Origin of the sequence: Sphingomonas sp. GlSt437, from assembly GCF_048015635.2 — a bacterium.
Taxonomy (GTDB): domain Bacteria; phylum Pseudomonadota; class Alphaproteobacteria; order Sphingomonadales; family Sphingomonadaceae; genus Sphingomonas.
In genome coordinates this window covers 865,616-888,828 of record NZ_JBPGYA010000001.1, presented here as the reverse complement: position 1 = coordinate 888,828, position 23,213 = coordinate 865,616, and the positions used below count along the sequence as shown (strand labels likewise).

The following is a 23,213-nucleotide window of genomic DNA, read 5'->3' as shown; positions in this document are numbered from 1 at the left end:
TCGAATGCGCCGAAAGATCGTTCGTCTCGCTTGAAAAACCGACACACCCAAGATGCCGGCGCCTAACCAAATAGCCCCCTCCGTCGTCGCGACCGCGACCGCAACCGCAATGACGCGCGCTTTAGCGGTCGATACGAGGAATTGAGCGACTATCGCGCCAATCCAAGAAAGCAAAACCATTGCGAAAAGCAGCATGACAAAGCGACGTATCCAAAGACGTCGGTCATGAGGTATCTGCCTGCTCACGAGGCTCGCTCCGGCGAGGGTGTCACGAGTTGAAGGTGGTAGGAGTAGAGCAATTGCAGAATCCGCCAGCCCTCGGGTGCTCGGATCAGCTGCCACGTCTCGGTTCCCCAATTTTGAACAACACCATTCACGCGAAAATCGTAATCGAAGGTCAGCGTCGCGACTTGTCCGTCAGTTTTCACCTGAGGCCCGTACGTGCGCTCTTCAAAAGACAAATCCTTGAAGCGAGTATCCTGGATGGCTTGGTAGGCTCCAATCGGTTCGACCGCCTCGACTTGCTTACCAGATAGGCTTTCTGAGAGATGACGGCTTGCATTGTGCCCTGAACCGAACCAGCGGATATCGCCTTTATAAAATAGTGCACGAAGTTCTGTGATATTCTTTCCTTTGATCGCGGCCTTAAACGCATCGAGTACGCTCAAGACGGCCTTTTCTTCTGTCGCAATCATAGCGGCAGTCGGTGCCGGCATCCGTTCTATTTTCAGTCTAGCATTTTGTTGAGCGGAAACGGGCGAGGCGCCGATAAACATGCCGACGCCGAACACCACCAGGACTGCCGCCCGACCTTTCCAATGCATGGGTAATGACATAAACACCTCCATCGTTAGCCGTTCCATAGCAAACATGTGGATTTTGTGAAAGTGGATTCGCATTCCGTTTTGCGCAGCCCGCGCCAAGCGCGAAGCCGGCAGTCGGAATTACGCTTGCTCGAGGCTACGCTGGCTTTGGTTGAAGAAGGCGGCCTTGCGGCATGCTCGATACCCGACGTTGCGAAACGCGCGGGCGTGGCTGTGGGAACCATCTATCGGCGGTTCCGTGACAAGAACGACTTGCTCGAGCGAAGCTTTCTGCACCGACTAGAGAGCGTATCGACCAGCGCCTCAGTCCCACAATATAAAGATCTGCAAACGGCGGCCCGCTCGATCGTGCGGGCGTTTTTGACGAACTTCGAGTCGTACGAAATCTTCTACAGCGCTTTAATCGATTACACGCGGGATACGCCGAATCAAAGATTTCGCGAAGCTGCCGCGGCAGCGCGTTTGAAGACAATAAGTCATCTTTCAAAATCGTTGATCGACGCGGCAGCTAAAGACAGCGAAGAAATAACCCCAAAACGCGCCACCTTCGCTCTCGTTGCGCTCACCACTGCCCTGTCCGCTCTGTTACGCGATCCCATCGGACGAATGCTGCAATGGAGTGATGGAGAGGAGCGTGAGAAGGCTCTTACCGACCTATTTCTTGGAGCATTGGTTGGTAAGCCTGAGCACGATATCCATGTCTGAGCAATGCCTAGATAACTCTCTCAAACGACGCTGAAACTTAATCCCGTTTATCCCCCTGACGCATGTGATGGGCTGGGCAGGTAAGTGATCAAGAGCTTCGGGCGGGGGGCTTCGCGATCGAACGTACGCTTTCTAACGATCTGTCTCGTGAAGTGACGCAATCCAACCAATCGGGGTCGGTCAGCGGGTGCGGGCTTTGGTTGGAGCCGGCTGTTACGACCTAATCGTTCAGCGGCACTGGCGCGAGGCGTGCCGGACGTCCCGTGCGCTTGCCGTCGAGTACAATTGGCAAAGCTGGTAAAAATGTTTCACTTCCGTCCATCAGCGTCACGGGCTCAAGCCCGCGCGAAGCCAGCAGGTGCGGGTCTTCAAACATATCTTCCGGCCGGGCAATGGGGGCAAAAGGAATGCCAGTGCCCTCAAGCCGATCAACCACTTCCGCGCGGGTGAACCCGCCGATCAGCTTGCGGATTTCGGGCAGTAGCCGCTCGCGCTGGCGGACGCGGTCATTATTCTTGCGCAGCCCTTCATCGGCCCAAAGCGCATCGAGCCCGAACAGCGCGCAGAATTTCTTCCACAGCGGATCAGAAACGACACCGATAAACACCGGATCGTCCTTCGTTTCAAACACATCGTAAATCGCCCAGGCCGAGATGCGTGCAGGCATCGGCGCTGCCGCCTGTCCCGTTACTGCCTTTTGCGCCATATGCTGGCCGACAAGGTAGACGGTGGTTTCGAACAGGCTCGCTTGAACTTTCTGACCCTTGCCGGTGCGGTGGCGTTCCTCGATCGCGGCCAGGATGGCAATAACGCCGAACATGCCGCCAGTCACATCGATAACGCTGGATCCCGCGCGCAAGGGACGGCCCGGCGGGCCGGTCATGTACGCCAGCCCGCCCATCATCTGCGCGACTTCATCGAGCGCCGTGCGGCTCTCATAGGGGCCGGGGAGGAAGCCCTTGAGCGAGCAGTAGACAAGCTGCCGGTTAATCGCGCTCAACGCCTCATAGCCCAGGCCCAGCCGGTCGAGCGCGCCGGGGCGGAAATTCTCGATCAGGATATCGGCGCTGGCGGCAAGCGCCGTAGCTCTGGCCAGGCCGGCAGGCGATTTCAAGTCGGCGCTGATCGTGCCCTTGTGCCGATTATACATCGGGAAATAGCCCGAACCCGAACCAATCAGGTTACGAGTGGGATCGCCGCCTTCGGGTTCAATACGTGTCACCTCAGCACCCAGCGATGCCAGGATCGCGCCGGCAGCGGGACCCATCACCATATGGGTGAATTCAACGACCTTCAGCCCGGCGAGTGGCGTCGCATGCGTCATGGCCGGCGCGCCTCCAGCCCCAGCGGTAGCCCGGCATCGGGGGTGAAGCCGTACAGCGGCTCGCCTGGCAGCGCCCCGGCCACTATCGCCCGGACCTGCATCAGCTTGTCGAGGTCGATCCCCGTGTCATAGCCCATCGCGTCGAGCATGAACGCCAGATCCTCCGTCACGATATTGCCCGAAGCACCCGGTGCATAAGGACAGCCGCCGAGCCCGCCGAGCGAGGCATCGAGCGTGGTGATTCCTTCCTCCAATCCGGCAAGCGCATTGGCGAGCCCCAGCCCGCGAGTATTGTGGAGGTGAAGCGTGGTCAGCTTGTTACCGACCACGGCGCGCACCCTGCGGACCAGCCGCTTGACCTGCGCGGGGTCGGCATAGCCGGTGGTGTCGCTCAAACTCAGCTCCTTCGCCCCCGCCGCGACCGATGCTTTGGCGAGGGCGACGACGCGATCCTCGGGCACCGCGCCTTCGATGGTGCAGCCGAACGCGGTCGACAGCCCCACGGCGAAATGGACCCCCGCGGCGTAGGCGATCGCGGCGACCGCGCCGATTTCCTCGATCATTTCGGCGTGCGTCTTGCGGACATTGCGGATCGAATGCGTTTCCGACATCGAAAACGGGATCGACATGCCGTGGACGCCGGCTTCGACCGCGCGCGCAGCCCCCTTGGCATTGGGTACCAACGCGACGACGTTAAGGCCGGGCAGCATGCGCGCAAAGGCGACCAGCTCGGCGGTGTCGGCCATTTGCGGCAGCAGACTGGACGGCACGAAACTGCCCACCTCTATTTCGCGCACGCCGGCTTCGGCCTCGGCCTTGATCCAGGCCTTCTTGGCCTCGATCGGCATGACTCGATCGATCGACTGCAAGCCATCGCGCGGACCGACTTCGGAGATGAGGATAGCGGTCAACGCATCGTCTCCAGATAGACCCAGGGCCGCGCTGCTCGGTCTGCTGCCAGGAAGGCATCGATCGCGGGCTTGTGCTTCAGCGTCAGGTCGATCGCACCGAGCCCTTCGGCCAGCATCGCCTTGGCCTCCGGATCGATCTCGAATTGCGCCGTTACCGGGCCAGAGGTCACGGTCTGCGCGATGAGGTCGATCGCTACCTCCTCGCCCAGCGACGCGACCGTCGCTTCTTCCAGCACTACAGGGATGATGCCGTTGCGCACACAATTGCTGGCGAAGATCGGCGCGAGGCTCGGTGCGATCACCGCGCGCACGCCATAATCATGGAGCGCCCATACCGCATGCTCGCGGCTCGATCCGCAGCCGAAATTGCTGCCGCCGAGCAAGATCGGCGCATGGGCAAAGCGCGGCTGGTTGAGCACGAAATCGGGGTTCGGCGTGCGCCCTTCGACGTAGCGCCAGCCCGCGAACAGGCCATCGGCAAGGCCGGTCTTGCCGACCCCTTTGATCTCGCGGCTGGGGATGATCGCATCGGTATCGATATTGGCGCGGATCAGCGGCGCGGCAATGCCGGAAACGCGAGGGACGGGGGGAAAGGCGGTCATCGCGCGGCCGCCGCTATGTGGCCGGCGATCGCGCTTGCTGCCACCGTCTCGGGGCTGGCGATGTGGGTGCGTAAATTTGGGCCTTGGCGCCCTTCAAAATTGCGGTTGGTCGAGGAAATCACACGGGTTCCAGGCGGGAAGCCGGGGCCGCCGGCGTAGAAGCACAGCGCGCAGCCCGACAGGCGCCACTCAAAACCCGCCTGGGTGAACATGCGGTCGATACCCTCGGCCTCGGCGGCGCGGCGCACCGCCATCGATCCTGGCACGACAATCGCCTGCACCCCGGCGGCGACGCGTTTACCCTTAACGATGTCGGCGGCACGGCGGAGGTCGGACAGGCGGCTGTTGGTGCAGCTGCCGATAAAGGCGGCATCGATCGGCGTGCCGGCAATTGGGTGACTTGGAGCGAGGCCGATGTAATCGATTGCTCTGGCATAGCTGTCGGGCGGCAATCCGCTTGCTGCCTGTTCAGGCACGCGCCCGGTGACCGGCACCGAGCTTTGCGGCGACGTGCCCCAGCTTACCATCGGACGCAGGGCAGCGGCGTCGATGGTGATCTCCTGGTCGAACACCGCGCCGTCGTCGCTATGCAAGTCCCGCCATGCCGCAACGGCCCGATCCCACAAGGCGCCACGGGGCGCGTAGCGGCGACCTTTGAGATAGTCGAACACCTTGGCGTCGGGGGCGACGAACCCGGTCATCGCCGCAAATTCCGTCGCCATGTTGCACAAGGTCAGCCGCCCCTCGACATCCAGTGCTTCGACCGCCGAGCCGGCAAACTCGATCGCGTGCCCCCTGCCACCCCCGGCGCCATAGGCCGCGATCAGCGCCAGCATCATGTCCTTGGGCGTAACGTCCGGGGATGTCGTACCGATAAAGCTGACACGCATCGTCTTGGGGCGCGTCAACCGCAGCGTGCTCGTCGCCAGCGCATGTTCAGCTTCGGTCGAGCCGATCCCCCAGGCTAGCGCGCCCAGCGCGCCTTGGGTGCAAGTGTGACTATCCGGGCAGACCAGAGTCAGCCCCGGCAGCACGATCCCTAATTCAGGCGAGATGACATGGACGATGCCTTGGTCGGGATCATCAACGTCGAACAGCCTGATGCCTGCTGCGCGGGTTTCCTCGCGCGTGGCGGTCAGGAACGCATCGCCGCCGGGGACTAATGTACCGGTGCGGCCGGGCCGGGTATCGACGATATGATCGGTCACCGCGAACACCCGCGCCGGATCGCGCACAATACGCCCCGCTGCGGTAAGGCTCTTCAACGCAACCGAACCGGTCCGTTCGTGCAGAAACACCCGGTCGATCGCGATCAGATCCTCGCGCTCGCCCAGCCGCGCGACGACATGCGCTTGCCACAGCTTGGCGAAGAGGGTGCGGGGTTCAACCAGCGGCGGCCTCCATTTTCTTCTCCAGCGCACGCCAGTCGCGCGTCACGAGCCGTTCCTGAATGGCGGTTCGTGTCTCCAACTGGCCGTTTCGGATCCAGTGCCAGGTACGGCAGCGCGTCTGGCCATCGTCGGCGATCTGGATCATCTCATAGAGATAAAGCGACGGATCACCCGTGCGTTGCCAATAGAGCATGATCGAGCGGCGCTTATCGTCCGGTCCGACTTCCCACGCCGAGCCCTGGATCAACTCATTATCCCACCACACCCGCTTGTCCCTGTAGGTTGCGGGGAAGTCGCGGATTTCCGTGCGGCCATCGGGCCAGCTATAGTGATTGGTCTGGTGATAGGGCGTGGCGGCATTATCATCGATGAAACGGCAGAACAGGCGGCTTTCATGCTCGTCCACTTTGTCACCGGCGGCGTTGTAATAGCTGTAGGTGCCATCCCAAACACCTTCGTGGCGGGCGAGCAGCGGCATATCCTCGCGAATTCCCATCAATCCTCTCCTTGGCTCGATCGCAATGCAGTCAGATAGGCGCGAGCAGCGGTGGCGCGGAGCAGCGCGCGATGTTCAAGCGCAAGCGCGGCGGGGTCAACCTCATCGGGCGTAAAAGCGCGCGCCGTCGCCGGGCCAACCTCATACCACGGGTCGAACAAATGCCGAGCCCGCACGATTGCCCAAGCGCTGGCGAGATTGCTGCCGAAGCGATCGGGGGTAAGGTCGGGGAAAAGGCGATCGGGATCACCGGCAGGCAGCGTGGGAAGGACGACCTGCGTTGCGTCCAGCGCTGTCGCGGCCGCCTCGATAACCGCCTGCCATGCCGCCCACTCGGTGGGTGGGTCGCCCGGCCATGGATCAGCCAGGCCCTGGCCGGGAAGGTCGAGCCATTTCCCGGCCACTCCCAACGTCGAGGTCAAGTCCGCCTCGCTGCCCGGCGCGACAAGATGCAGCGGTCCGCCGCGCTGGCCCCGCCAATGCAGCAGTCCGGTAAAGCTCGGCGTCTCGATCCGGACGAAACCGCCGTCAGCCGCCTCGACCAGCGGCGGCGCATCGCCGGCGGCATGCGGGAGCAGGAAGGCCAGGCTCGCTGCCTGATGCTCCGCCGGTGTAGCCACCTTGCGTGCTTCCCAGCCCTTCGGCATTCCGCCCAGCCGATCGATATGCGCTTGCAACGGATCGCCGTCATACGCCGTGATCAACACCGGCGGCGTCACCGCATCGACCAGCGGAATGTCGCGCGGCGCGCGTAGCACCGCGCCATAGCCGGCTCGATAGGCGTTGCCCGCATCGAGCATTTCCATCACTGCTGCGTTGACACGCGCGACATCGGCATGAGCCACCGACAGCCGCGCCTCGGACCGGACGTCGAACCAGGGGAAGAACCAGCTCTGCTCAAGCATCCGGTTCCACAGCCAGGTCAAATGCTCGCCATAAGCGCTGGGCAGGAAAGGCGGCAGATAATGTTCGCCGAACAGTGCCATCTCTTCTGCCGTCCAGATCGCATAGCCGCCGACCGCGAGCGCACGGAACTTGTCCGGATGGCGTTTGAGCGCGGTCACCAGGATGATGCCGCCTGAGTGAAAGCCATAAGCCGCGACCGGGCCGATGCCGAGCGCATCGATCAGCTCTGCCAACGCATCAGCAAAGTCGTCGATCGAGGCGTCAGGGTCTGGCAGCGGATCAGACTGGCCGAAGCCTGGCGTATCGGGCGCGATGCAGGTGAAATGGGTGCCCCATGTCCGCATCAGCGGCTCATATTCAGCCGATGAGCGCGGGCTCTGGTGCACCATCAGCAGCGCCGGGCCATTGCCGCAGCGGCGATAATGCACGCGCCGCTGCCCCAAACGGATGAAATGCCGGCTGACTTCCATGGCGCGTAATTTGTCCGGACAAATTTGACTCGACAAGCCCTTTTATCGATTACACTATCATTTCATCGGAAAGGAGCGGCAATGGCGGCGTTGATCGGCACGAAAATGGTCTCGGATAGTCGCACGGCGCGCGAGATTTTCGAGGCCGTGATGGCCAATCCCGCGCGCAAGAAATTCGGCTTTGGCAGCAAGCTTGCGATCGTCAATGTCGATTTCCAGCAGGCTTATACTCGCATCGACAAGTTCGTGACCGCCTATGAAACCGATCCGCATCAGATCGACTATGTGAACCGTATTTCGGCGCTCGCAAGGTCAAGGGGCATGCCCGTTATCTGGACCCGCGTGGCGTACAAGGCTGATGCCGGCGATGCAGGCGTGTGGGGCACGCGCACCGATACGCCCGATTCGCTCCAGAACATCAAATATGGCAGCGAGCGCCACGCGTTCGACGATCGCTGCGACATCACGCCGGACGACCTGCAATATACCAAGCGCATGCCGAGCGCGTTCTTCGAGACGCCGCTGGCGAGCTATCTCATCTGGCACAAGGTCGACACGGTGGTGGTGACGGGCGGCTCCACCAGCGGCTGCGTGCGCGCAACGGCGGTTGACGCTTTGTCGCATGGATATCGCACCATCGTCCCCATCGAGACCTGCGCCGACAAGCATGAGAGCTATCACTTCGCCAATCTGACCGACCTCCAGCTGAAATATGCCGATGTCGAGCCGGTGCAGGCGGTGATCGACTGGCTGGAAGCGCGGTGATGGTCCCCATGCCGTCATGCCAGCGAAAGCTGGCATCGCTGCGATTGAGAGCGATTCCAGCTTCTGCTGGGGTGACGGCGATTGCGGCGGTTAGCCATGCGTGAAAACGCTCCCGATCCCGACCTGTACAACTTCGCCCCCTACAACGCCCGGCCAAAAATCACCTGGCCCGAGGGCAAGACCGTTGCCGTCTGGGTCGCGCCCAATCTCGAATATTACGAAATCGATCCACCCGCTCACCCGCAGCGCAAGGCGTGGACGCGGCCGCATCCCGATGTCGTCGGCTACAGTCACCGCGACCATTCGAACCGCGTCAGCCATTGGCGCATGGCCGATGTGATGACCAAGCACGGCTTCCCGGGGTCGGTCAGCTTGTCGGTCGCGCTCTGCCAGCATCACCCGGAAGTGGTCGCCGATGCCAATGCGCGTGGCTGGGAGTTTTTCAGCCACGGCATTTACAACACCCGCTACGCCTATGGCATGGACGAACGCCAAGAGCGCGCGATCATTGAGGATTCGATCCGCACCGTGCGCGAGGCGACAGGGCAGACGATCCGCGGCTGGCTCGCGCCCGCATTGACGCACACCCCGCGCACGCTCGACCTGATCGCCGAGTATGGGCTCGATTATACCTGCGACCTCTATCACGACGACCAGGTGCAGGAGGTGAAGGTCGCGCGCGGCCGCCTCGCCTCGATTCCCTATAGCCTTGAGGTCAACGACCATTATGGCTTCTTCGTCTATAATATGTCGCCGCGCGACTATGCCGACACGCTGATCCGCCAGTATGAGCGGCTGGCGGCGGAGGGGGAGCGATCGGGCACGGTGATGTGCATTCCGTTGCATGCGTATCTCATCGGCCAGCCGCACCGCATCGGTCCATTTGAACGCGCGCTGCAGCATATCGCCGCCGATGGACGGGCCTGGATCGCGCGCGCCGGCGAGATTGTCGATGCTTGGCGGGGGCAGCAGTGATGATCGGAGCGGATCAAATCCGCCCCTGCAAGGGAAGGGGGACCAGCCGAAGGCTGGTGGAGGGGTATGGCGCTATCGATGGGGCGAATACCCCTCCGTTAGGCGCTGACGCGCCTGCCACCTCCCCTTGCAGGGGAGGATTTGAATGACCCTCGACCCCGCCTATCTCGATTATCCGAAACGCCGTCACGGCTACGACCATGAGCTTTACCCCTGGTCCGCGCTACGGGACCGTCCCCCCATCCGCTGGCCCGGCGACAAATCGGTCGCGCTGTGGCTCTGCGTCAGCCTCGAATGGTTCCCCATCATCCCCAGCGACACGCCGTTCCGCGCGCCGGGGCATATGCAGACCGCTTATCCCGACTACCGCCATTACACCGCGCGCGATTATGGCAACCGGGTGGGGGTGTATCGATTGCTCGAGGCGTTTGCGAAGGCCGGTGCGCGCGCGAGCTTTACGACCAATGCTGCGATTGCCGAGCGCTATGCGGAACTGGTCGCCGAGATCACGCGCGCGGGGCACGAGATCATCGCGCATTCGACCGACATGAACGGCACGATCGCCACAGGCTTGCCGGAGGATGAGGAACGCGCGCTGATCGCGGCTTCGCTCCACGCGCTGGAACGCGCGACCGGCACGCGCCCCAGGGGCTGGCTGTCAATCGCGCACTCGCAAAGTTGGAATACGCCGCGCCTGCTCAAGGAAGCGGGTATCACCTATTGCTGCGACTGGGTGAATGACGAACTGCCCTATCGTTTTACCAATGGCTTGATAAACCTGCCGCTCAGCCACGAGCTTTCCGACCGCCAGATCATCACTGTCCAGCAGCAATCTGCGGACAGCTATGCGCAGCAAATCCACGATGCGTTCGACTGGCTGGTCGCGGAAGCCGAGCGCGAAGCGGGCGGGCGGATGCTCCCCCTCCACCTGACCCCGTACATCATGGGGCTGCCCTATCGGATCGGCGCGTTGGAAGATTTGTTGGGCGATATGGTCGGACGCGCCGAGGTCTGGACCGCAACCGGCGGCGAGATCGTCGATTGCTGGGAAGCCCAACAATGAAGGTCCGCAACCCCCGCACCGGCGTGCTCGATTACAAGATAATGCCGCTCGACGCCGATGCCATCGGGCAGATTGCCAGCGAATTACGTGCGCGCCAGGCCGTGTGGGCAGCGCGCACGCCCGAAGCACGGGCTCAATCGCTCCGCGCGCTGGCCGACGTGATCGCCCGCCGCAATGCGCCGATCGGCGAAGCCCTCACCACCGACACCGGCCGCCGTGCGATTTCGTGGATCGAAGTCGATGGCACGATCCGCACCCTCAATCGCTGGGCAGACATCGCACCGGGACTGATCGCCGGTGCCACCGGCGAGCCCCGGCCAGGCGCAACACCCGGCATTGAGATCAGCACCCGCCTTGTGCCCTATCCGCTGGTCGGCGTGATCAGCCCGTGGAACTTCCCGCTTACCCTTGCGCTGATCGACGCGATCCCTGCGCTCTCGGCAGGATGCGCAGTGATCGTCAAGCCGAGCGAGGTCACGCCGCGCTTCATCCGCCCGCTCGCCGCCGCGCTCGCCGAGGTGCCGGAAGTGCCACTCGCCATCATCGAAGGCGATGGCGCGACGGGGGCGGCGCTGATCGAGGCGGTGGATTACATCGCCTTCACCGGCTCCGTCGGGACCGGGCGCAAGGTCGCTATCGCTGCGGCTGCTGCCTTCATTCCGGCCAGTCTGGAACTGGGCGGCAAGGACCCGATGATCGTGCTTGCGAGCGCCGATCCTGCCTGGGCGGCGCAAGTCGCGCTACGAGCGTCGATCGTCAATACGGGGCAGGCCTGCCAATCGATCGAGCGCGTTTATGTTGCGCAGCAAATCGCCGAGCCATTGCTCGCTGCGCTGGTCGAAGGAGCCAAGGCAGTGCGGCTCAATGCGAATGACATCGCCACCGGCGACATCGGGCCGTTCATTTTCGAGAAGCAGGCAGCGATCGTCCAGGCGCAGATCGACGATGCAGTCGCGCGCGGCGCGCGGGTGCTGGCGGGCGGCACGGTCGAAACAATCGGCGGCGGGCTTTACTTGCGGCCCACGGTGCTGAGCGACGTCACCCCCGATATGGCCGTGATGCGCGAGGAAACCTTCGGCCCGGTGATTCCCGTCACTGCGTTCGTTACGGTCGACCAGGCCGTCGCGCTCGCCAATGATGGGGAGTTTGGCCTTTCTGCCGCGGTCCTTGCCGGCTCGGCCGAAGAAGCGGAAGCCGTGGCCGTCCGCCTCGCCGCTGGCGCGGTCTCGATCAACGACGGCGCGCTAACCTCAATGGTCTGGGATGCCGAGAAATCGAGCTTCGGGATGAGCGGCATGGGACCCTCGCGGATGGGCGAGCAGGGCTTGCTGCGCTTTTTCCGCAAACAGGCGCTGCTCCGCCAGACCGGCACGGCGCTCCCTATCCAGGCCTATGCGGAGGATGCTCAGCAATGACGCGTTTTGCCGAAGCCATGCCCAACATGCTGCGCCACGCGGGCGAGTGGGACGGCATCTACACCCACCTCGCCCGCGACGGATCGCTGATCGACCGCCACCGCACCTGGACGCGCTGCGAATTTCCGGCGGATGGCGAGTTTGCCTATGTCCAATCCAACCGCCTGACCTGGGGCGATGGCCGCGTCGTCGAGCGCAGCTTTGGCGGTGTGTTCCGCGACGGCATGCTGCATTGGGATACGGATCGATTCGTCGGCTACGGCTGGGAAACGCATAGCGGATCGGTGATGCTGCGCCTCGACCGCAAAGACGAACCGGGCGTGCATTTCGTCGAGATCATCCACTTGTCCGACGACGGCAACACCCGCGCGCGGACGTGGCAATGGTTCGAGCACGGCGTGCCGACGCGGCGGACGCTGTGCGATGAGTGGCGGGTCGGCTGATCTCGCCCAGCCGCGATACACGCTGTAACCGATTTTGATCTCTGGCTGCTTCTCTGTTGCATCGCGCCGCTTTTCGACAGAGCTTTGGTGGCAAGAGAGGGACCGATGAAACACCTGGTTGGTCGGCTTAAAAGCATCTTGCTGCTTGCCGTTATGCCATTGCTGCTCGCGTCGAGCGGTGCCGACCCGATCGACGCCGGCGCGCGGTCGGCAATGAGTGCGACGGGGGCTCGCGGGCTTGCCATCGCGGTTATCGAGGGCGGCCGCGTTACGTCAGTCAGGACCTTTGGCGAACGAGATGCGGCGGGTCGGCCGCTCACCGCCGACACCGTGATGTACGGTGCCTCGCTGACAAAGGCGATCGTCGGTTATCTGGCGGCGCAGCTTGCCGGAGAGAAGCGGCTCGATATCGATCGGCCGATCGCAGCGCTTCTGCCGCAGCCGCTGCCCTCTTACGGCAATATCGACGCTTACGGACATTGGGGTGATCTCGAGGACGACCCACGCTGGCGCCTCATCACGCCGCGCATGACGCTGACGCATCCAACTGGCTTTGCCAACTTCGCCTTCCTGGAGCCAGATCGACGGCTACACATCCATTTCGCGCCAGGGACGCGCTATGCCTATTCGGGGGAGGGCATGATGCTGCTGCAGTTCGGTCTCGAACGCGGCTTGGGGATCGACCTCGAGGACACACTCAAGCGCCGCTTCTTCAAACCGCTCGGCATGCGCCGCACCAGCCTGCACTGGCAGGAACGCTTCGCGTCGAATCTGGCCGACGGGTGGGACGACGCTGGTACCTCGCATACGCACGATCAGCGCAGCCGCGTCCGTGCCGCTGGGTCGATGGACACGACCATAAGCGACCTTGCCAAGATGAGCGCCGCCATGGTCCGCGGCTACGGCTTGTCGGCCAAAGCGCGACGGGTGTTCACGACAGGCACGCTGGCGATCACGATACGACAGCAATTTCCGACGCTGCTCCCCGACGCCCCGCCGAGCGAGCGCCCGGCCGCCAAGGCCGCGCTGGGCGTCATCGCCTTTACCGGCCCGCAGGGACCTGGCTGGTACAAGGGCGGGCACGACGACATCACCGCAAATACGCTGGTTTGCCTTCAGCGGCGTGAGCGCTGCGTGCTCATCCTGTCGAACGACGTACGTGCCGAACGCGCCTTTCCGTTGCTGGTCCGGGCGGTTCTGGGCGAGACTGGCGTTCCCTATCGCTGGGAATATCCTGGCCTTCCGGCTTATTGACCGCGGGCGATGCAACGGCGGAACGCTACCGCACCAACTCCACCAGCTCATACCAGGTCTGCATATACCCGCCGACGCCGCCCTGGACGAACACCGCGTCGTCGTCAGCCGTCACCCACATTTCATAGGGCGGGTGCTGTTTGCCGCCCATTGCGCCTTCATCGATGAACGCGAACTTGCGGCAGGCGAAGGTTCCTGCCGCGACGGTGACGGTTTCGTCGCCGAGATATTCCAGGTCGATCCTGACCTCGGCTGCCATCGGTGGCGTGGCGCCGCGATGATCGGGGCTAGGCACATAGACGCAGATGGTGCGGCGGTGCGGGCCTTTCGTCACGTCCATGCAGCGGGTGAGATAGCCGTCGCCGACAATCGGGTGGGTGCCGAAGCCGTCTAGCTTGCCGGTGAAATCTACTCGCTGTGAGAGGCGGCCGATCGAGGGGCCATAGCTTTCGCACTCGATTAGCCCGCCGCCGCCCTCGTGGTGCGTCAGGTTGAACCAGCCTGAGCCCATGAACGCATCGCCGACAGTCAGATGGACGTGCAGGTTGCGCGCGCGGCCCTGGGGATCGAGGCTCAACACCACCTCGCGCAGGACGGTCGGATCGGGCTCCTCGATCTCGCATTGGGCGCGCATCACCACCGATCCGTCGCCATGGTGCGTAAAGGCGAACCATTCGCGGCCGCGCTCCTGGTCGAGCAGCTCGGGCTTTTTCGAGGTATAGCGGATGCGGCCGCGGACGGTCCGGTGCGGCATGGTCATAGCTCGCGCAGCTCCTTGCTCACATCCTCGACCGGTTTTTCGTTAACGGCCATCGCTTCCATCGCCTGCTGAACGCCGCGCATAATGCGAGCAATGTATGCCTTGGTCTCGACCCCGCGCTCATATGCGGCGTCCTTGTCGGGCACGAAGCCTTCGATATCGGCGCGGCTGATCGTGCCCTTCGCCTCCAGCAGCCGCTCGACCGTGTCCTGGCGCTGCTTCAGCACCGACACTTCGGCGACCAGCGCCATCACGATCGACAGGATGCGGTCGATCGCCGGATCGTCGAAATAGTCCGGCCGCTTGCCCTTGGCGCGCTTGGCGGCAAGGGCGATCCAGTCAAGATCGCTCACGCCTTCCAGGCCCCATAGGCATGCCAATAGGCGGCACGACCATGATCCTCGCCATCACCTTCCTTGGCGGCGGGGAAGATGGTCTCGTCCACGACCGCGCGGACCCCGGTCTCGAAAATCGCGTCAGGAGAGAATCCTGCCTCGACCATGATTTGCTTCAAGTCCAGCGCATGCATCGCCGACCAGAAGGGCTCATTGTTGTTGAACGCATCCCAGTCGCGGATGAACTGCTCGTAGAGCGGCATCGCGTCGGAATATTGCGGCTGTTCGAGGTGGAACATCAGCCCACCCTCGCCAAGCACGCGGTAGCCCTCCCGGATGATGCGCGGCAGTGCGGTGCCGGAAAGCTCGTGCAGATACATCGTCGTCTGCACCCAGTCGAAATGGCCGTCGGGGAAGGCCGCCATGTCCTCGGCATTCATCTGCCGGAACGTGATGTTGCGCGCACCCAGCGCCTGTGCGCGGGCATGGCCGTAGCGCAGGCTGGGCGCGGCGGTGTCGATTGCGATGACTTCGGTCTCGGGGAAGGCAAGCGCCAGCGGCACGATATTGTGGCCAATCGTGCTGCCCAGATCGAGGATGCGCCGGGGTGTCCAGCCCGGCCGCTCGCGCTTGATCCAGTCGACCAGCGCCTGTCCGCCGCCGTCGCTCAGCGCGCCCAGGCCACCCGCCGTGGTCGCGAAAATCCCGCAGTCGTAATTGGCACCCGCCGACACATCGCCCGGCCGCTCCTCGCCATGATAGCTGCCGGGCATGCAGTGGATGTCGACCGCCTGCTGGTAGCGTGGCACCGCAATGCTGGGATCGAGCTTCAGCGTGTCGCGACCCTCGTTGAACTGGCGCGCCTTGGCATCGAGCTCGTCCAATTGGCGCAGCACCATCTGGCGGCCATTATGCTGGCGCATTTCCATCGAGTTACGCTTCAACGCCGACCAGAAACGGTGCCAGGGGTTCTTGTTCATTGCCCGGCGGATCTCGAACCGGTCGGCGGGCTCGCGGCCATACTCTTTCACAAAGGCGGGCAGCACTTGCGTGTCGTAGGCGCGCTTGTTGCCGGGGCCGAGCGTGGTGGCCATGTATTTGTTGAAATTGGCGAGGAAATCGAATCGCGCCGCCTCGTCATGGCTCGGCTCGGGAAACACCGCGTGGCGGGCGCCGGCGGTGTAGGGTGGGGCGACATCGTGTTTCATATCAGGCCATCCTTGGAGAGGCGTTCGATCACCGCTTCGTGGGTGCGGATAAAATGGTCGCGATCGGGGATTTGTCCATCGCTCAGGCTGTTCGCGGGCTGGACCGATCCGGCATAGGTCGCGGCGAACAACTCAAGCCGCTGGCGGGCGAGCTGGTTGGTCATGCCGGGCTTGCGGCGCTGGGCGCGCAGGGCAGCAAGGTCGATATCGGCAAAAGCGGTGAAGGTCTCGCCCGACGTGCTTTCGGCAAGCACCTGCCCCTTGTAATCGACGACCATCGAATTGCCATCGGCCGACGCAAGCGGCAGCGCGGTGCCGCTGATCCCAGCGGTGTTGGCGCTGACGACATAGGCAATGTTCTCGAACGCGCGCGCGCGCTTGGCGATCACCTTGGGGGTCGCGAGTGGCGAGCCGATTTCAGACGAGCTGTGGATGAACACCTCAGCCCCGCGCAGTGCATGGGCGCGGGCGATTTCGGGATAGAGGATTTCCTCGGACGCGATCGCGGCGAGATTGCCGATCTCGGTGCGGGCGACCGGGAACACGCCATCGAGGCCATAGATACCCAGATATTTCGACCACACATCATGCGGCGTCGGCGCGAACATGGAGTTAAGGCGGCGATAGCGCAGCACCGCGTCACCCGATGGGGTGAGGATGACGCTGGCTTGGAAATATAGCCCGGGAAAGTGGACGTCGCGCTCATAGGCGTTGACCGCGAGGAACAGGTTCTGCTGCGCGGCAATCTGGCCGAGCGCTGCATATTCCGGCCCATCGACATCCAGCGCGGCCTTGGCGGCGAAATCGGTAATGCTGATGCGGCCGGGATAGCTGGTGAGCAGATATTCGGGCAGCACCGCGAGGCGCACGGGGGTTCCGGCATATTGCTGAATGAAGATCGTGGCGGCGCGCAGCTTTGGGCCGAGCGCCTCGATCATTGAGAGCATCTGCGCGGAAGCCTCCGCGCGGTCGGCGCAGCGCTCCACCGACTGCGCGGTGAGTTGCATCGCGACGGCGGCGTAGGGGGCTTGGGTGGTCGTCACCATGCGTCAATCTGCCGCACTTCCCCGGCGAAGGCCGGGGTCCAGCTGCCAACCGCCCGCAACTGGGCCCCGGCCTTCGCCGGGGAAGCGGTTGAGAGATAACATACTTCCGCACTCACAACCCCAGCACTCCCGGATTCATTCGCCGCTCGGGGTCGACCGCCGCTTTCACCGCCTCCAGGATCGACCATGCGCCCGGATCGCTCCGCTCCTTGACCGGATAGGTGCGGCCGATCTGGAAATGGATCGCCTCCATGCGCCCGAAAATGGCGACGACCTCCGCCCGCAACGTCTCCACCAGCGCGCGCGCCTCCGCATTGGGTGGGAAATCATTGAGCTTGGCGAGATGCGCTGCCTCGACGCTCGCCTTGTGCAGCGCGCCCTGAGCATCGGGCCAATAGAAGACCGGCTCGATCAAGAAGCCCGTCGTCCCCACGGTCAGGAACATATAGCCTGCGCCGACGCCCAGCCGCTCCATCTCGGCGGCATGGGCGTCGTAGAGCGCGATGATCGCCTCGATCGTCGCGAGCGCCTGGCTATGGCGGACGATGCCGTGCACCGGCACCCAGCGTTCTCCGCTCGGCCCCAGCATCGAATTGACTGGCGGGAAGGGATTGGCGCGCAGCACCTTGGGGATGGTGTTCTCTACCTCGCGCCCGCCATGCTGCACCGCGATCTGGCGAATCGCGGCCATGTCGGCATCGGCGGCCGCCTGGTTGCGCCCTTCGGCGATGGTATGGATCGAGAAGGTCGCGTCGTCGAGGAACGACCGACCGGCGGCGACGACCTTGGCACCCTCCTTCAGTCCCTTCCAGAAGCCGCCTTGTGCTTTCATCATGCCCATCAACGCCTTGGCGTCGGACGCCAGACTGTCGCGCTTCATGCGTTGCGCCTGCAGGAACGGATCAAAGCCGAAGCTATCGCTCGCAAGCCCCGCCCTGGCGATTTCGCTCATCGCCGAACTGAACTGGGCCGGCGCGTCAAAGGCGAAGCTGCCATAAGCGAATGCCGCTGCCTCGCGCACCAGCGGTAGTGTGACGTGCGCCTTGATGCCGAACGCACCGCAATCGGCGGCGAACAGCCCGGTTATATCGGGGCCAAACGGGCGCAGCACATCGCTGCCGGTGCGGACGATACTGCCGTCCGCCAGCACCACGTCAAAGCTCATCGCCGTCGGCGCGATCGACCCATTGCGCGCACCCCAGAATACGCCGTTCTGGCTCATTCCGCCGCCTATCGTCGCGTTGGCGCCCGACAGCGTCCCCCATAACGGCGCGCGCAGGCCCCTGGGATGGAGCGCTGCGTACAGCGCTGCCCAGCTGCATCCGGCCTCGACCGTGACCGCCATGTCGGTTTCGTCGATGTCGAGAATGCGGTCCATTGCCGCCATGTCGACAACAAGCGCGCCGGGAGCATCAGCGAGATAGCCGCTGGTATAGCTCATGCCGCCGCCGCGCGGCACGATGGCCAGTCCGGCACAGGCAGCGGCCTTGATCCCGGCCGAAAGCGTGTCGATGTCGCCGGGGCGAAGCACCGCCACCGGCGCGGCACCGATCGAAAACACGTCCTGCCCATAAAGCGCGAGCGACGCCGGATCACTCAGCACGGCGTCCGGCCCGACGGCGGCAACCAGTCGATCAAGGATCGGAGCGTCAGCCAGCGTCGCCATATCGTGCCTCCAGAACCGGATAACGGCCGAGCAGCAGCAACAGCGCACCGCCTGCCGCGAACATGATCATCGCTGCCATCAGCATTGCGTCATAATTGCCCGTCCGGTCGCGGACGATGCCGTACAGGATGGGCGAAATCGCGCTGCCAATGCCGAACGGCATGTAGAGCGCGCCGTAGATCGCGCCGTAGCTCGCCATGCCGAAATAGCGCGCGGCCAAGAAAGCGATGACATCGCTTTCCGCACCCGCCGCAAAGCCGAGCAGGAAACCACCCGCCATCACCGTGCCGAGCGCAGCGCTGTGTCCCATCAGCAGATAGGCGGCGATCGCCGGCAACAGCATCGCCGGAAACGCCACTGCCGGTGCCCAGATGCGATCGAACAGCAACCCTACCAGCACTCGCCCCGCCAAAATGCCGAGGGCGACCACGCCAAGCACACTCGCTGCGTCATCGGGGGTGAAGCCGTGCAGGGCGACGATCTGCGCCATGTGGATATGCGCGCCGCCATAAGCGAGCGCGATGAGCAGGATCGAGACGAGCAGCACCCAGAAACGATAGCTGCGCATTGCCTCGCCGATGGTCAGGCCGATCAGGCGCCCGCTGGCATCGGCGACGCTGGCGGGCCGCTCCTCGGGCCGTGGCTCGCGGAACCAGGCGAGCGTGATGGGCAAGGCAATCAGCAGCGGAAACAGCGACACCACCGGAAAGGCGAGCCGCCACCCGCCCGCCGCGATCGCTGCCACCGCCACCTTGGGCACCACGATCGCTGCGATCGACGTGCCGATCAGCATGATCCCCAGCGCCAGGCCGCGATTGGCCGAAAACCACATCGCGACGGCACGGCTCCACGTTACCGGCGTCGAGCCAATGCCGATCAAGCCCAAGGCTGCCCAGAAGAGGAACCAGCCGCCTTCGGTGCCTGGCACGAACCAGAAGCTCGCAAAGACGATGATGAACGCCACCAGCGACAAAATCGCTACGCGCCGCACGCCATAGCGATCCGTCAGCGCACCGAATAGCGGCGCCAGCAGCGAGGCCATGATGCCGAAGATCGTCACCCCGCCGGCAATCGCCGCGAAATCCCAACCATATTGCTGGTGAATGGGGCCCATCACCAGCGGCAGCACATTGAACGGCAAGGGCGACGCGCCACAGGCAGTGCCGATCAACGCCGCGGTCAGGGCACGCCAGCCTTTACGGAATTCACTCACCTAGGCGACGCTCCTCATGGCCAAGGGCAGGCAGCAATGCGCGTGCGATGCTTGCAAATCGGGGCGGCAGGGTAAAGCGGCCGCCCCGATTTCTTCTGTCCGGCTTAAAAGGCGTAGCGCGCGCGGATCATCCACATCCGCGGCTGGTTGTAGTAGGTCGTGTTGCTCAGCGCCGACTGGACATAGGCCTGGTCTAAGCAGTTGGTGCACTGAACCGACAGCTGCCACTTCTTGTTGGCCCCGTTCAGCGCCAGCCCGGCATTGACGATCCACGCTGCCTTGCTGAACGAGCCGAGCACGTAATTGCCCGAATTGGGGTTGTAGGCAAAGGTCCCATTCGGCCCGGTGATGCTGCCGGTGTAGATCGTGTAGTTCGCCGTGCCGACTTGCTGGTCACTATGGTAATTGGCGTTCACCGATGGGGTCAGCGACAGGCCGTGGCCGATCGGTGCGTCGTAACTACCGCCGAGCGTCAGCGTCCAATCGGGCGTGCGCACGGGGCTGGCGATGGTGCCCTGTGCTGTCACGATGCCTGCGCCGCACGCCGGTGCATTGTTGGCGGGCGTGCCGGCAGGCGCGGTGTTGGGCGACCCCGGGACCTGGCCCGCCGCCAATTGCGCCTTGCACGACGCCAGCTGCGCGGCAACCGACTGCACGCCATATTGGTCATAGGCGGGCGCATTGTAGTTCACGACATAATGGTCGCTCTGGTACCCGACATTGACGTAGAGGTTGAGCCCCCGGGTCGGCACGAAGTCCAACTCGGCTTCCACACCGGTATTCGCATAATCGGCGAAGTTGCGCGTAACGAAACTGGTCGCGCCGGTTGTCGGATTGACGATTGCCGACGGCGTCTGCAGATCCTTCACGTCTTCGTGGAACACCGTGATGTTGGCGCGGACATGGTGGTTGAGCCATTCCGACTTGATACCGCCTTCATAGCTCCAAACTTTTTCCGGGTTGAACGGCAGCACCGATTGCGGGTTGTAGCCGCGTGCATTCCACCCGCCCGATTTGAAGCCACGTGTGGCGCTTGCATAGAGCAGCACGTCGTCATTGACCTTGTAATCAACGGCGAAACGCGGCGTCCATTGCTTGGTCTTGAGCTTGAGCGGAATCGGCGCATTCGTCGGCACCGTCGTGCCGTTGGCGGGCACGAAGAAATTCTGGTCAAGCAGACACGTGATCGCCGGGGTCGCGACGTTGCACGACGTGCGATGATCCTCATAATGCAGCGTCTTGGTTTCGTCGGTATAGCGGATGCCCGCCGTCAACTTCAGTTTGTGCGTGACGTTGAGGTCGGCCTGGGCATAGCCGGCAAAGGCGTCGGTGTTGTTTTTCAGCGTGCGGTCGCCGAGGAGCAAGAAGTTGGCGAACACATCGGCAAAATCGGTCGTGTTGTTCTCGTTGAAATAATAGAAGCCCGCGACGTAATCGATCAAATTGCCGCCGAGCTTGCCGTTCAGCTTCACTTCCTGGCTGAACTGCTCGCTATGACCGTCGTTCAGGATGGTGAAGCCGCCCCGCGCCAGCCCGCGTACTGCCGGGAATGGATTGGCCAGGGTCGGGCCCGAGCGGCCGTCATAAAAGTCCAGCGCATATTGCTGGGTTTGATTGACATAGCCGGTGATCAAAGAGAGCGTCGTGGCCGGCGCCACGTCGATTGCCAGGTTCGACGTTACGATGTTGCTCACGGTGTGATTGCCCAGGCCGAAATTGGCCTTGCGCCCGGTCACGCCCAACGCGCCGAAATTGGCGGCACCGGGCACCTTGCTCAACCCGGTCGAGGAGAAGCGGCCGTTGCAGTTGGTCGGATTGGCGGGATCACACAGGAAATTCAGGATATTCTCGCCATCCGCCACGATATAGGCATAACCTGCATTCCATCGCGCATTTGGCGACAGATCGCCGTGGAGCCCCAGGCGGACGCCCCAGCCGTCGTCATCGTTCAACCGCTGATTGGTGACATTGTCGATGGTGTACCCGTCATCCTTCTGCCAATAGCCCGAGACCTTGGCTTGGAAGGTATCCGCCAGCGGCACATCGATCGATCCGCGCACCAGCTTTTTGTTGTAGCTGCCGTAGCCCGCCTCGGCATAGCCGCCCAATTCCTTGCCTGGCGCGCGTAGGATGACATTGACCGCGCCGCCCGTCGTGTTGCGACCGAACAGCGTGCCCTGCGGACCGCGGAGAACTTCCACCCGCTCGACGTCGAACAGGTTGAGGTTGTTGGCGTTCTGGCGGGCGATGTAGACGTCGTCGACATAAGTGCCGACCGGCGGATCGAATGTCGCGATCGTCTCGGTATTACCCAAACCGCGCAGATAATAAGCATTGGCCGATCCTAGGCCGGTGTTGTTCTGGGCGATAAGGTTGGGGACCAGTGCGCCGAGGTCGAGTGCGCTCGAAACACCGCTGCTGCGCAGTTGATCGGCAGAGAAGGCAGAAATCGCGATCGGCACCGACTGCGCGCTTTCACTGCGGCGCTGCGCCGTCACCACGATGTCCTGAATGCCAGTCTGATCATCAGCGGCGGGCGCATTGGCCTGAGCGGCGGCGCCATCCGCGGGCTTATCCGCCGCCATCGCGGGGACTGCAAGCGTTGCGCCAAGGGCCGTCGCGGCCAGCAAAACCATCTTCATCTCATGTCTCCCCTTCGCAGTTCGGCGGTGGTCGTTTCCTGCGGCGATTTTATTATTTGTCCGGACAAATTTTCATGTAACATCGTTGCTGTCAAGCACGGCGTGATGGAAAGGTTGTGCCACCATGAGCGACATGGCCTATCGCAGCTTGGTCTATGCGCATTTGCTGCTGTTTGTTCTGTGGCTTGGCGGTGATGTCGGGGTGTTCGTCCTCGGCCAGCATTTTCGCCGCCGCACTGCCTATTCGCTCGAGCAGCGACTCGCGTTGCTGAAGCTGCTGGTGGCGGTCGACATGGGTCCACGATCCGCCTGGGCGCTGATGGTGCCTTTGTCGCTCAGCGTGGCGACGGCAGGGGGCTGGGTATCGCTACCGTTCTGGTTGGTCGGGCTTGCCTGGGTAGCGGGGTTGGCGTGGCTGGCGCTGGTGTGGGACGCCCATCTGCACGACATGACCCCACGCGCCGCGCGCGATCGCCGTATCGAGGCGTGGGTCAAATATGCGATCGCCGCTTTCTATCTGTGGCTAGGGGCAACCTCACTGCTCACCGGCGCGCCGATCGCGGTGCCGTGGCTCGCTTGGAAAGCGCTGCTGTTCGGCCTAATCTTCATCGCCGCGATCCTGATCGATGTCGCCTTCAAACCAGTGGGGCCGCAGCTCGGCAGGTTGATCGCGGAAGGCTCGTCCGACGCGACCGAGCTACCGCTGCGCCGGACCATGGACAGGACGCGCATCTTCGTGCTCATCGTCTATGCGCTGCTGTTCGTCATTGCTTGGCTCGGGGTGGTGAAGCCGGGATGA

Annotated in this window: 22 protein-coding genes; 8 read left to right on the top strand and 14 right to left on the bottom strand. The window is 63.3% G+C overall.

What is annotated here, in order from left to right; genetic code table 11:
* Positions 1–242: 242 nt before the first annotated feature.
* A complete protein-coding gene (locus tag ACLB0R_RS04535; RefSeq protein WP_434953727.1) occupies positions 243–863 on the bottom strand; it encodes a hypothetical protein in 621 nt (206 codons plus the stop codon).
* Positions 864–872: 9 nt separating this feature from the next.
* Here ACLB0R_RS04535 and ACLB0R_RS04530 point away from each other — a divergent pair, with 9 nt between their 5' ends.
* Positions 873–1,529, top strand: a complete 657-nt coding sequence (locus ACLB0R_RS04530) for a TetR/AcrR family transcriptional regulator (protein WP_416642156.1) — start codon at positions 873–875, stop codon at positions 1,527–1,529.
* Positions 1,530–1,749: 220 nt separating this feature from the next.
* Here ACLB0R_RS04530 and ACLB0R_RS04525 read toward each other — a convergent pair whose 3' ends face one another.
* Genes ACLB0R_RS04525 through ACLB0R_RS04500 form a run of 6 tightly spaced genes read right to left on the bottom strand, consistent with a single transcriptional unit; the run spans position 1,750 to position 7,629 of the window.
* Positions 1,750–2,853 carry a CaiB/BaiF CoA transferase family protein gene (locus ACLB0R_RS04525; protein ID WP_416642155.1) on the bottom strand — a complete coding sequence of 368 codons (1,104 nt, stop codon included), beginning with the start codon at positions 2,851–2,853 and terminating at the stop codon, positions 1,750–1,752.
* Entirely contained in the window at positions 2,850–3,764 is a 915-nt protein-coding gene (locus ACLB0R_RS04520) for a hydroxymethylglutaryl-CoA lyase (protein WP_416642154.1), read from the bottom strand. Before ACLB0R_RS04520 ends, ACLB0R_RS04525 begins: the two co-directional genes overlap by 4 nt.
* The gene (gene leuD / locus ACLB0R_RS04515; protein WP_416642153.1) at positions 3,761–4,366 is read right to left on the bottom strand and encodes a 3-isopropylmalate dehydratase small subunit; all 606 of its coding nucleotides are present in this window, start codon (positions 4,364–4,366) and stop codon (positions 3,761–3,763) included. The genes ACLB0R_RS04520 and leuD overlap by 4 nt, the downstream gene beginning before the upstream one ends.
* Positions 4,363–5,787: a 3-isopropylmalate dehydratase large subunit gene (locus ACLB0R_RS04510; protein WP_416642152.1), complete on the bottom strand. Its 1,425-nt coding sequence runs from the start codon at positions 5,785–5,787 to the stop codon at positions 4,363–4,365. The genes leuD and ACLB0R_RS04510 overlap by 4 nt, the downstream gene beginning before the upstream one ends.
* Complete coding sequence (locus ACLB0R_RS04505) at positions 5,750–6,253, bottom strand: DUF3598 domain-containing protein (protein WP_416642151.1); 504 nt, start codon at positions 6,251–6,253, stop codon at positions 5,750–5,752. Before ACLB0R_RS04505 ends, ACLB0R_RS04510 begins: the two co-directional genes overlap by 38 nt.
* A complete protein-coding gene (locus ACLB0R_RS04500) occupies positions 6,253–7,629 on the bottom strand; it encodes an alpha/beta fold hydrolase (protein ID WP_416642150.1) in 1,377 nt (458 codons plus the stop codon). Before ACLB0R_RS04500 ends, ACLB0R_RS04505 begins: the two co-directional genes overlap by 1 nt.
* Positions 7,630–7,710: 81 nt before the next feature.
* On the opposite strand from ACLB0R_RS04500, the gene ACLB0R_RS04495 reads away from it, so the two are divergent.
* The 6 genes from ACLB0R_RS04495 (at position 7,711) to ACLB0R_RS04470 (ending at position 13,544) form a co-directional block, all read left to right on the top strand.
* Positions 7,711–8,394, top strand: a complete 684-nt coding sequence (locus ACLB0R_RS04495; RefSeq protein WP_416642149.1) for an isochorismatase family protein — start codon at positions 7,711–7,713, stop codon at positions 8,392–8,394.
* 96 nt (positions 8,395–8,490) lie between these two features.
* The gene (locus ACLB0R_RS04490) at positions 8,491–9,369 is read left to right on the top strand and encodes a polysaccharide deacetylase family protein (protein ID WP_416642148.1); all 879 of its coding nucleotides are present in this window, start codon (positions 8,491–8,493) and stop codon (positions 9,367–9,369) included.
* A gap of 145 nt (positions 9,370–9,514) precedes the next feature.
* Positions 9,515–10,432, top strand: a complete 918-nt coding sequence (locus ACLB0R_RS04485; RefSeq protein ID WP_416642147.1) for a polysaccharide deacetylase family protein — start codon at positions 9,515–9,517, stop codon at positions 10,430–10,432.
* A complete protein-coding gene (locus ACLB0R_RS04480) occupies positions 10,429–11,847 on the top strand; it encodes an aldehyde dehydrogenase family protein (protein WP_416642146.1) in 1,419 nt (472 codons plus the stop codon). The genes ACLB0R_RS04485 and ACLB0R_RS04480 overlap by 4 nt, the downstream gene beginning before the upstream one ends.
* The gene (locus ACLB0R_RS04475; protein ID WP_416642145.1) at positions 11,844–12,290 is read left to right on the top strand and encodes a DUF3598 family protein; all 447 of its coding nucleotides are present in this window, start codon (positions 11,844–11,846) and stop codon (positions 12,288–12,290) included. The genes ACLB0R_RS04480 and ACLB0R_RS04475 overlap by 4 nt, the downstream gene beginning before the upstream one ends.
* Positions 12,291–12,395: 105 nt before the next feature.
* Complete coding sequence (locus tag ACLB0R_RS04470) at positions 12,396–13,544, top strand: serine hydrolase domain-containing protein (protein ID WP_416642144.1); 1,149 nt, start codon at positions 12,396–12,398, stop codon at positions 13,542–13,544.
* A gap of 25 nt (positions 13,545–13,569) precedes the next feature.
* Here the strand turns inward: ACLB0R_RS04470 and ACLB0R_RS04465 are convergent, their stop codons facing one another.
* The 7 genes from ACLB0R_RS04465 to ACLB0R_RS04435 form a co-directional block, all read right to left on the bottom strand.
* Entirely contained in the window at positions 13,570–14,304 is a 735-nt protein-coding gene (locus ACLB0R_RS04465) for a hypothetical protein (protein WP_416642143.1), read from the bottom strand.
* A complete protein-coding gene (locus ACLB0R_RS04460) occupies positions 14,301–14,657 on the bottom strand; it encodes a hypothetical protein (RefSeq protein WP_416642142.1) in 357 nt (118 codons plus the stop codon). Before ACLB0R_RS04460 ends, ACLB0R_RS04465 begins: the two co-directional genes overlap by 4 nt.
* On the bottom strand, positions 14,654–15,847 hold the full coding sequence (locus ACLB0R_RS04455) for a class I SAM-dependent methyltransferase (protein ID WP_416642141.1): 1,194 nt from the start codon (positions 15,845–15,847) through the stop codon (positions 14,654–14,656). The genes ACLB0R_RS04460 and ACLB0R_RS04455 overlap by 4 nt, the downstream gene beginning before the upstream one ends.
* On the bottom strand, positions 15,844–16,890 hold the full coding sequence (locus ACLB0R_RS04450; protein ID WP_434953724.1) for a nitrilase-related carbon-nitrogen hydrolase: 1,047 nt from the start codon (positions 16,888–16,890) through the stop codon (positions 15,844–15,846). The genes ACLB0R_RS04455 and ACLB0R_RS04450 overlap by 4 nt, the downstream gene beginning before the upstream one ends.
* A 115-nt stretch (positions 16,891–17,005) precedes the next feature.
* Positions 17,006–18,559 carry an FAD-binding oxidoreductase gene (locus ACLB0R_RS04445; RefSeq protein ID WP_416642139.1) on the bottom strand — a complete coding sequence of 518 codons (1,554 nt, stop codon included), beginning with the start codon at positions 18,557–18,559 and terminating at the stop codon, positions 17,006–17,008.
* Positions 18,543–19,772 carry an MFS transporter gene (locus ACLB0R_RS04440; RefSeq protein ID WP_416642138.1) on the bottom strand — a complete coding sequence of 410 codons (1,230 nt, stop codon included), beginning with the start codon at positions 19,770–19,772 and terminating at the stop codon, positions 18,543–18,545. The genes ACLB0R_RS04445 and ACLB0R_RS04440 overlap by 17 nt, the downstream gene beginning before the upstream one ends.
* Before the next feature lie 104 nt (positions 19,773–19,876).
* Positions 19,877–22,414 carry a TonB-dependent receptor gene (locus ACLB0R_RS04435; RefSeq protein WP_416642137.1) on the bottom strand — a complete coding sequence of 846 codons (2,538 nt, stop codon included), beginning with the start codon at positions 22,412–22,414 and terminating at the stop codon, positions 19,877–19,879.
* Between the two features lie 124 nt (positions 22,415–22,538).
* Between ACLB0R_RS04435 and ACLB0R_RS04430 the strand changes: the two genes are divergently transcribed.
* Positions 22,539–23,213, top strand: coding sequence for a hypothetical protein (locus tag ACLB0R_RS04430; protein WP_416642136.1), 675 nt, complete (start codon positions 22,539–22,541; stop codon positions 23,211–23,213).

What these genes read in the sequence shown, in the direction of transcription:
- ACLB0R_RS04535 (WP_434953727.1), bottom strand. Translation starts at nt 863, where the DNA reads ATGGAACGGCTAACGATGGAGGTGTTTATGTCATTACCCATGCATTGG.
- ACLB0R_RS04525 (WP_416642155.1), bottom strand. Translation starts at nt 2,853, where the DNA reads ATGACGCATGCGACGCCACTCGCCGGGCTGAAGGTCGTTGAATTCACC.
- leuD (WP_416642153.1), bottom strand. Translation starts at nt 4,366, where the DNA reads ATGACCGCCTTTCCCCCCGTCCCTCGCGTTTCCGGCATTGCCGCGCCG.
- ACLB0R_RS04505 (WP_416642151.1), bottom strand. Translation starts at nt 6,253, where the DNA reads ATGGGAATTCGCGAGGATATGCCGCTGCTCGCCCGCCACGAAGGTGTT.
- ACLB0R_RS04500 (WP_416642150.1), bottom strand. Translation starts at nt 7,629, where the DNA reads ATGGAAGTCAGCCGGCATTTCATCCGTTTGGGGCAGCGGCGCGTGCAT.
- ACLB0R_RS04495 (WP_416642149.1), top strand. Translation starts at nt 7,711, where the DNA reads ATGGCGGCGTTGATCGGCACGAAAATGGTCTCGGATAGTCGCACGGCG.
- ACLB0R_RS04490 (WP_416642148.1), top strand. Translation starts at nt 8,491, where the DNA reads ATGCGTGAAAACGCTCCCGATCCCGACCTGTACAACTTCGCCCCCTAC.
- ACLB0R_RS04485 (WP_416642147.1), top strand. Translation starts at nt 9,515, where the DNA reads ATGACCCTCGACCCCGCCTATCTCGATTATCCGAAACGCCGTCACGGC.
- ACLB0R_RS04480 (WP_416642146.1), top strand. Translation starts at nt 10,429, where the DNA reads ATGAAGGTCCGCAACCCCCGCACCGGCGTGCTCGATTACAAGATAATG.
- ACLB0R_RS04475 (WP_416642145.1), top strand. Translation starts at nt 11,844, where the DNA reads ATGACGCGTTTTGCCGAAGCCATGCCCAACATGCTGCGCCACGCGGGC.
- ACLB0R_RS04470 (WP_416642144.1), top strand. Translation starts at nt 12,396, where the DNA reads ATGAAACACCTGGTTGGTCGGCTTAAAAGCATCTTGCTGCTTGCCGTT.
- ACLB0R_RS04465 (WP_416642143.1), bottom strand. Translation starts at nt 14,304, where the DNA reads ATGACCATGCCGCACCGGACCGTCCGCGGCCGCATCCGCTATACCTCG.
- ACLB0R_RS04455 (WP_416642141.1), bottom strand. Translation starts at nt 15,847, where the DNA reads ATGAAACACGATGTCGCCCCACCCTACACCGCCGGCGCCCGCCACGCG.
- ACLB0R_RS04445 (WP_416642139.1), bottom strand. Translation starts at nt 18,559, where the DNA reads ATGGCGACGCTGGCTGACGCTCCGATCCTTGATCGACTGGTTGCCGCC.
- ACLB0R_RS04435 (WP_416642137.1), bottom strand. Translation starts at nt 22,414, where the DNA reads ATGAAGATGGTTTTGCTGGCCGCGACGGCCCTTGGCGCAACGCTTGCA.
- ACLB0R_RS04430 (WP_416642136.1), top strand. Translation starts at nt 22,539, where the DNA reads ATGAGCGACATGGCCTATCGCAGCTTGGTCTATGCGCATTTGCTGCTG.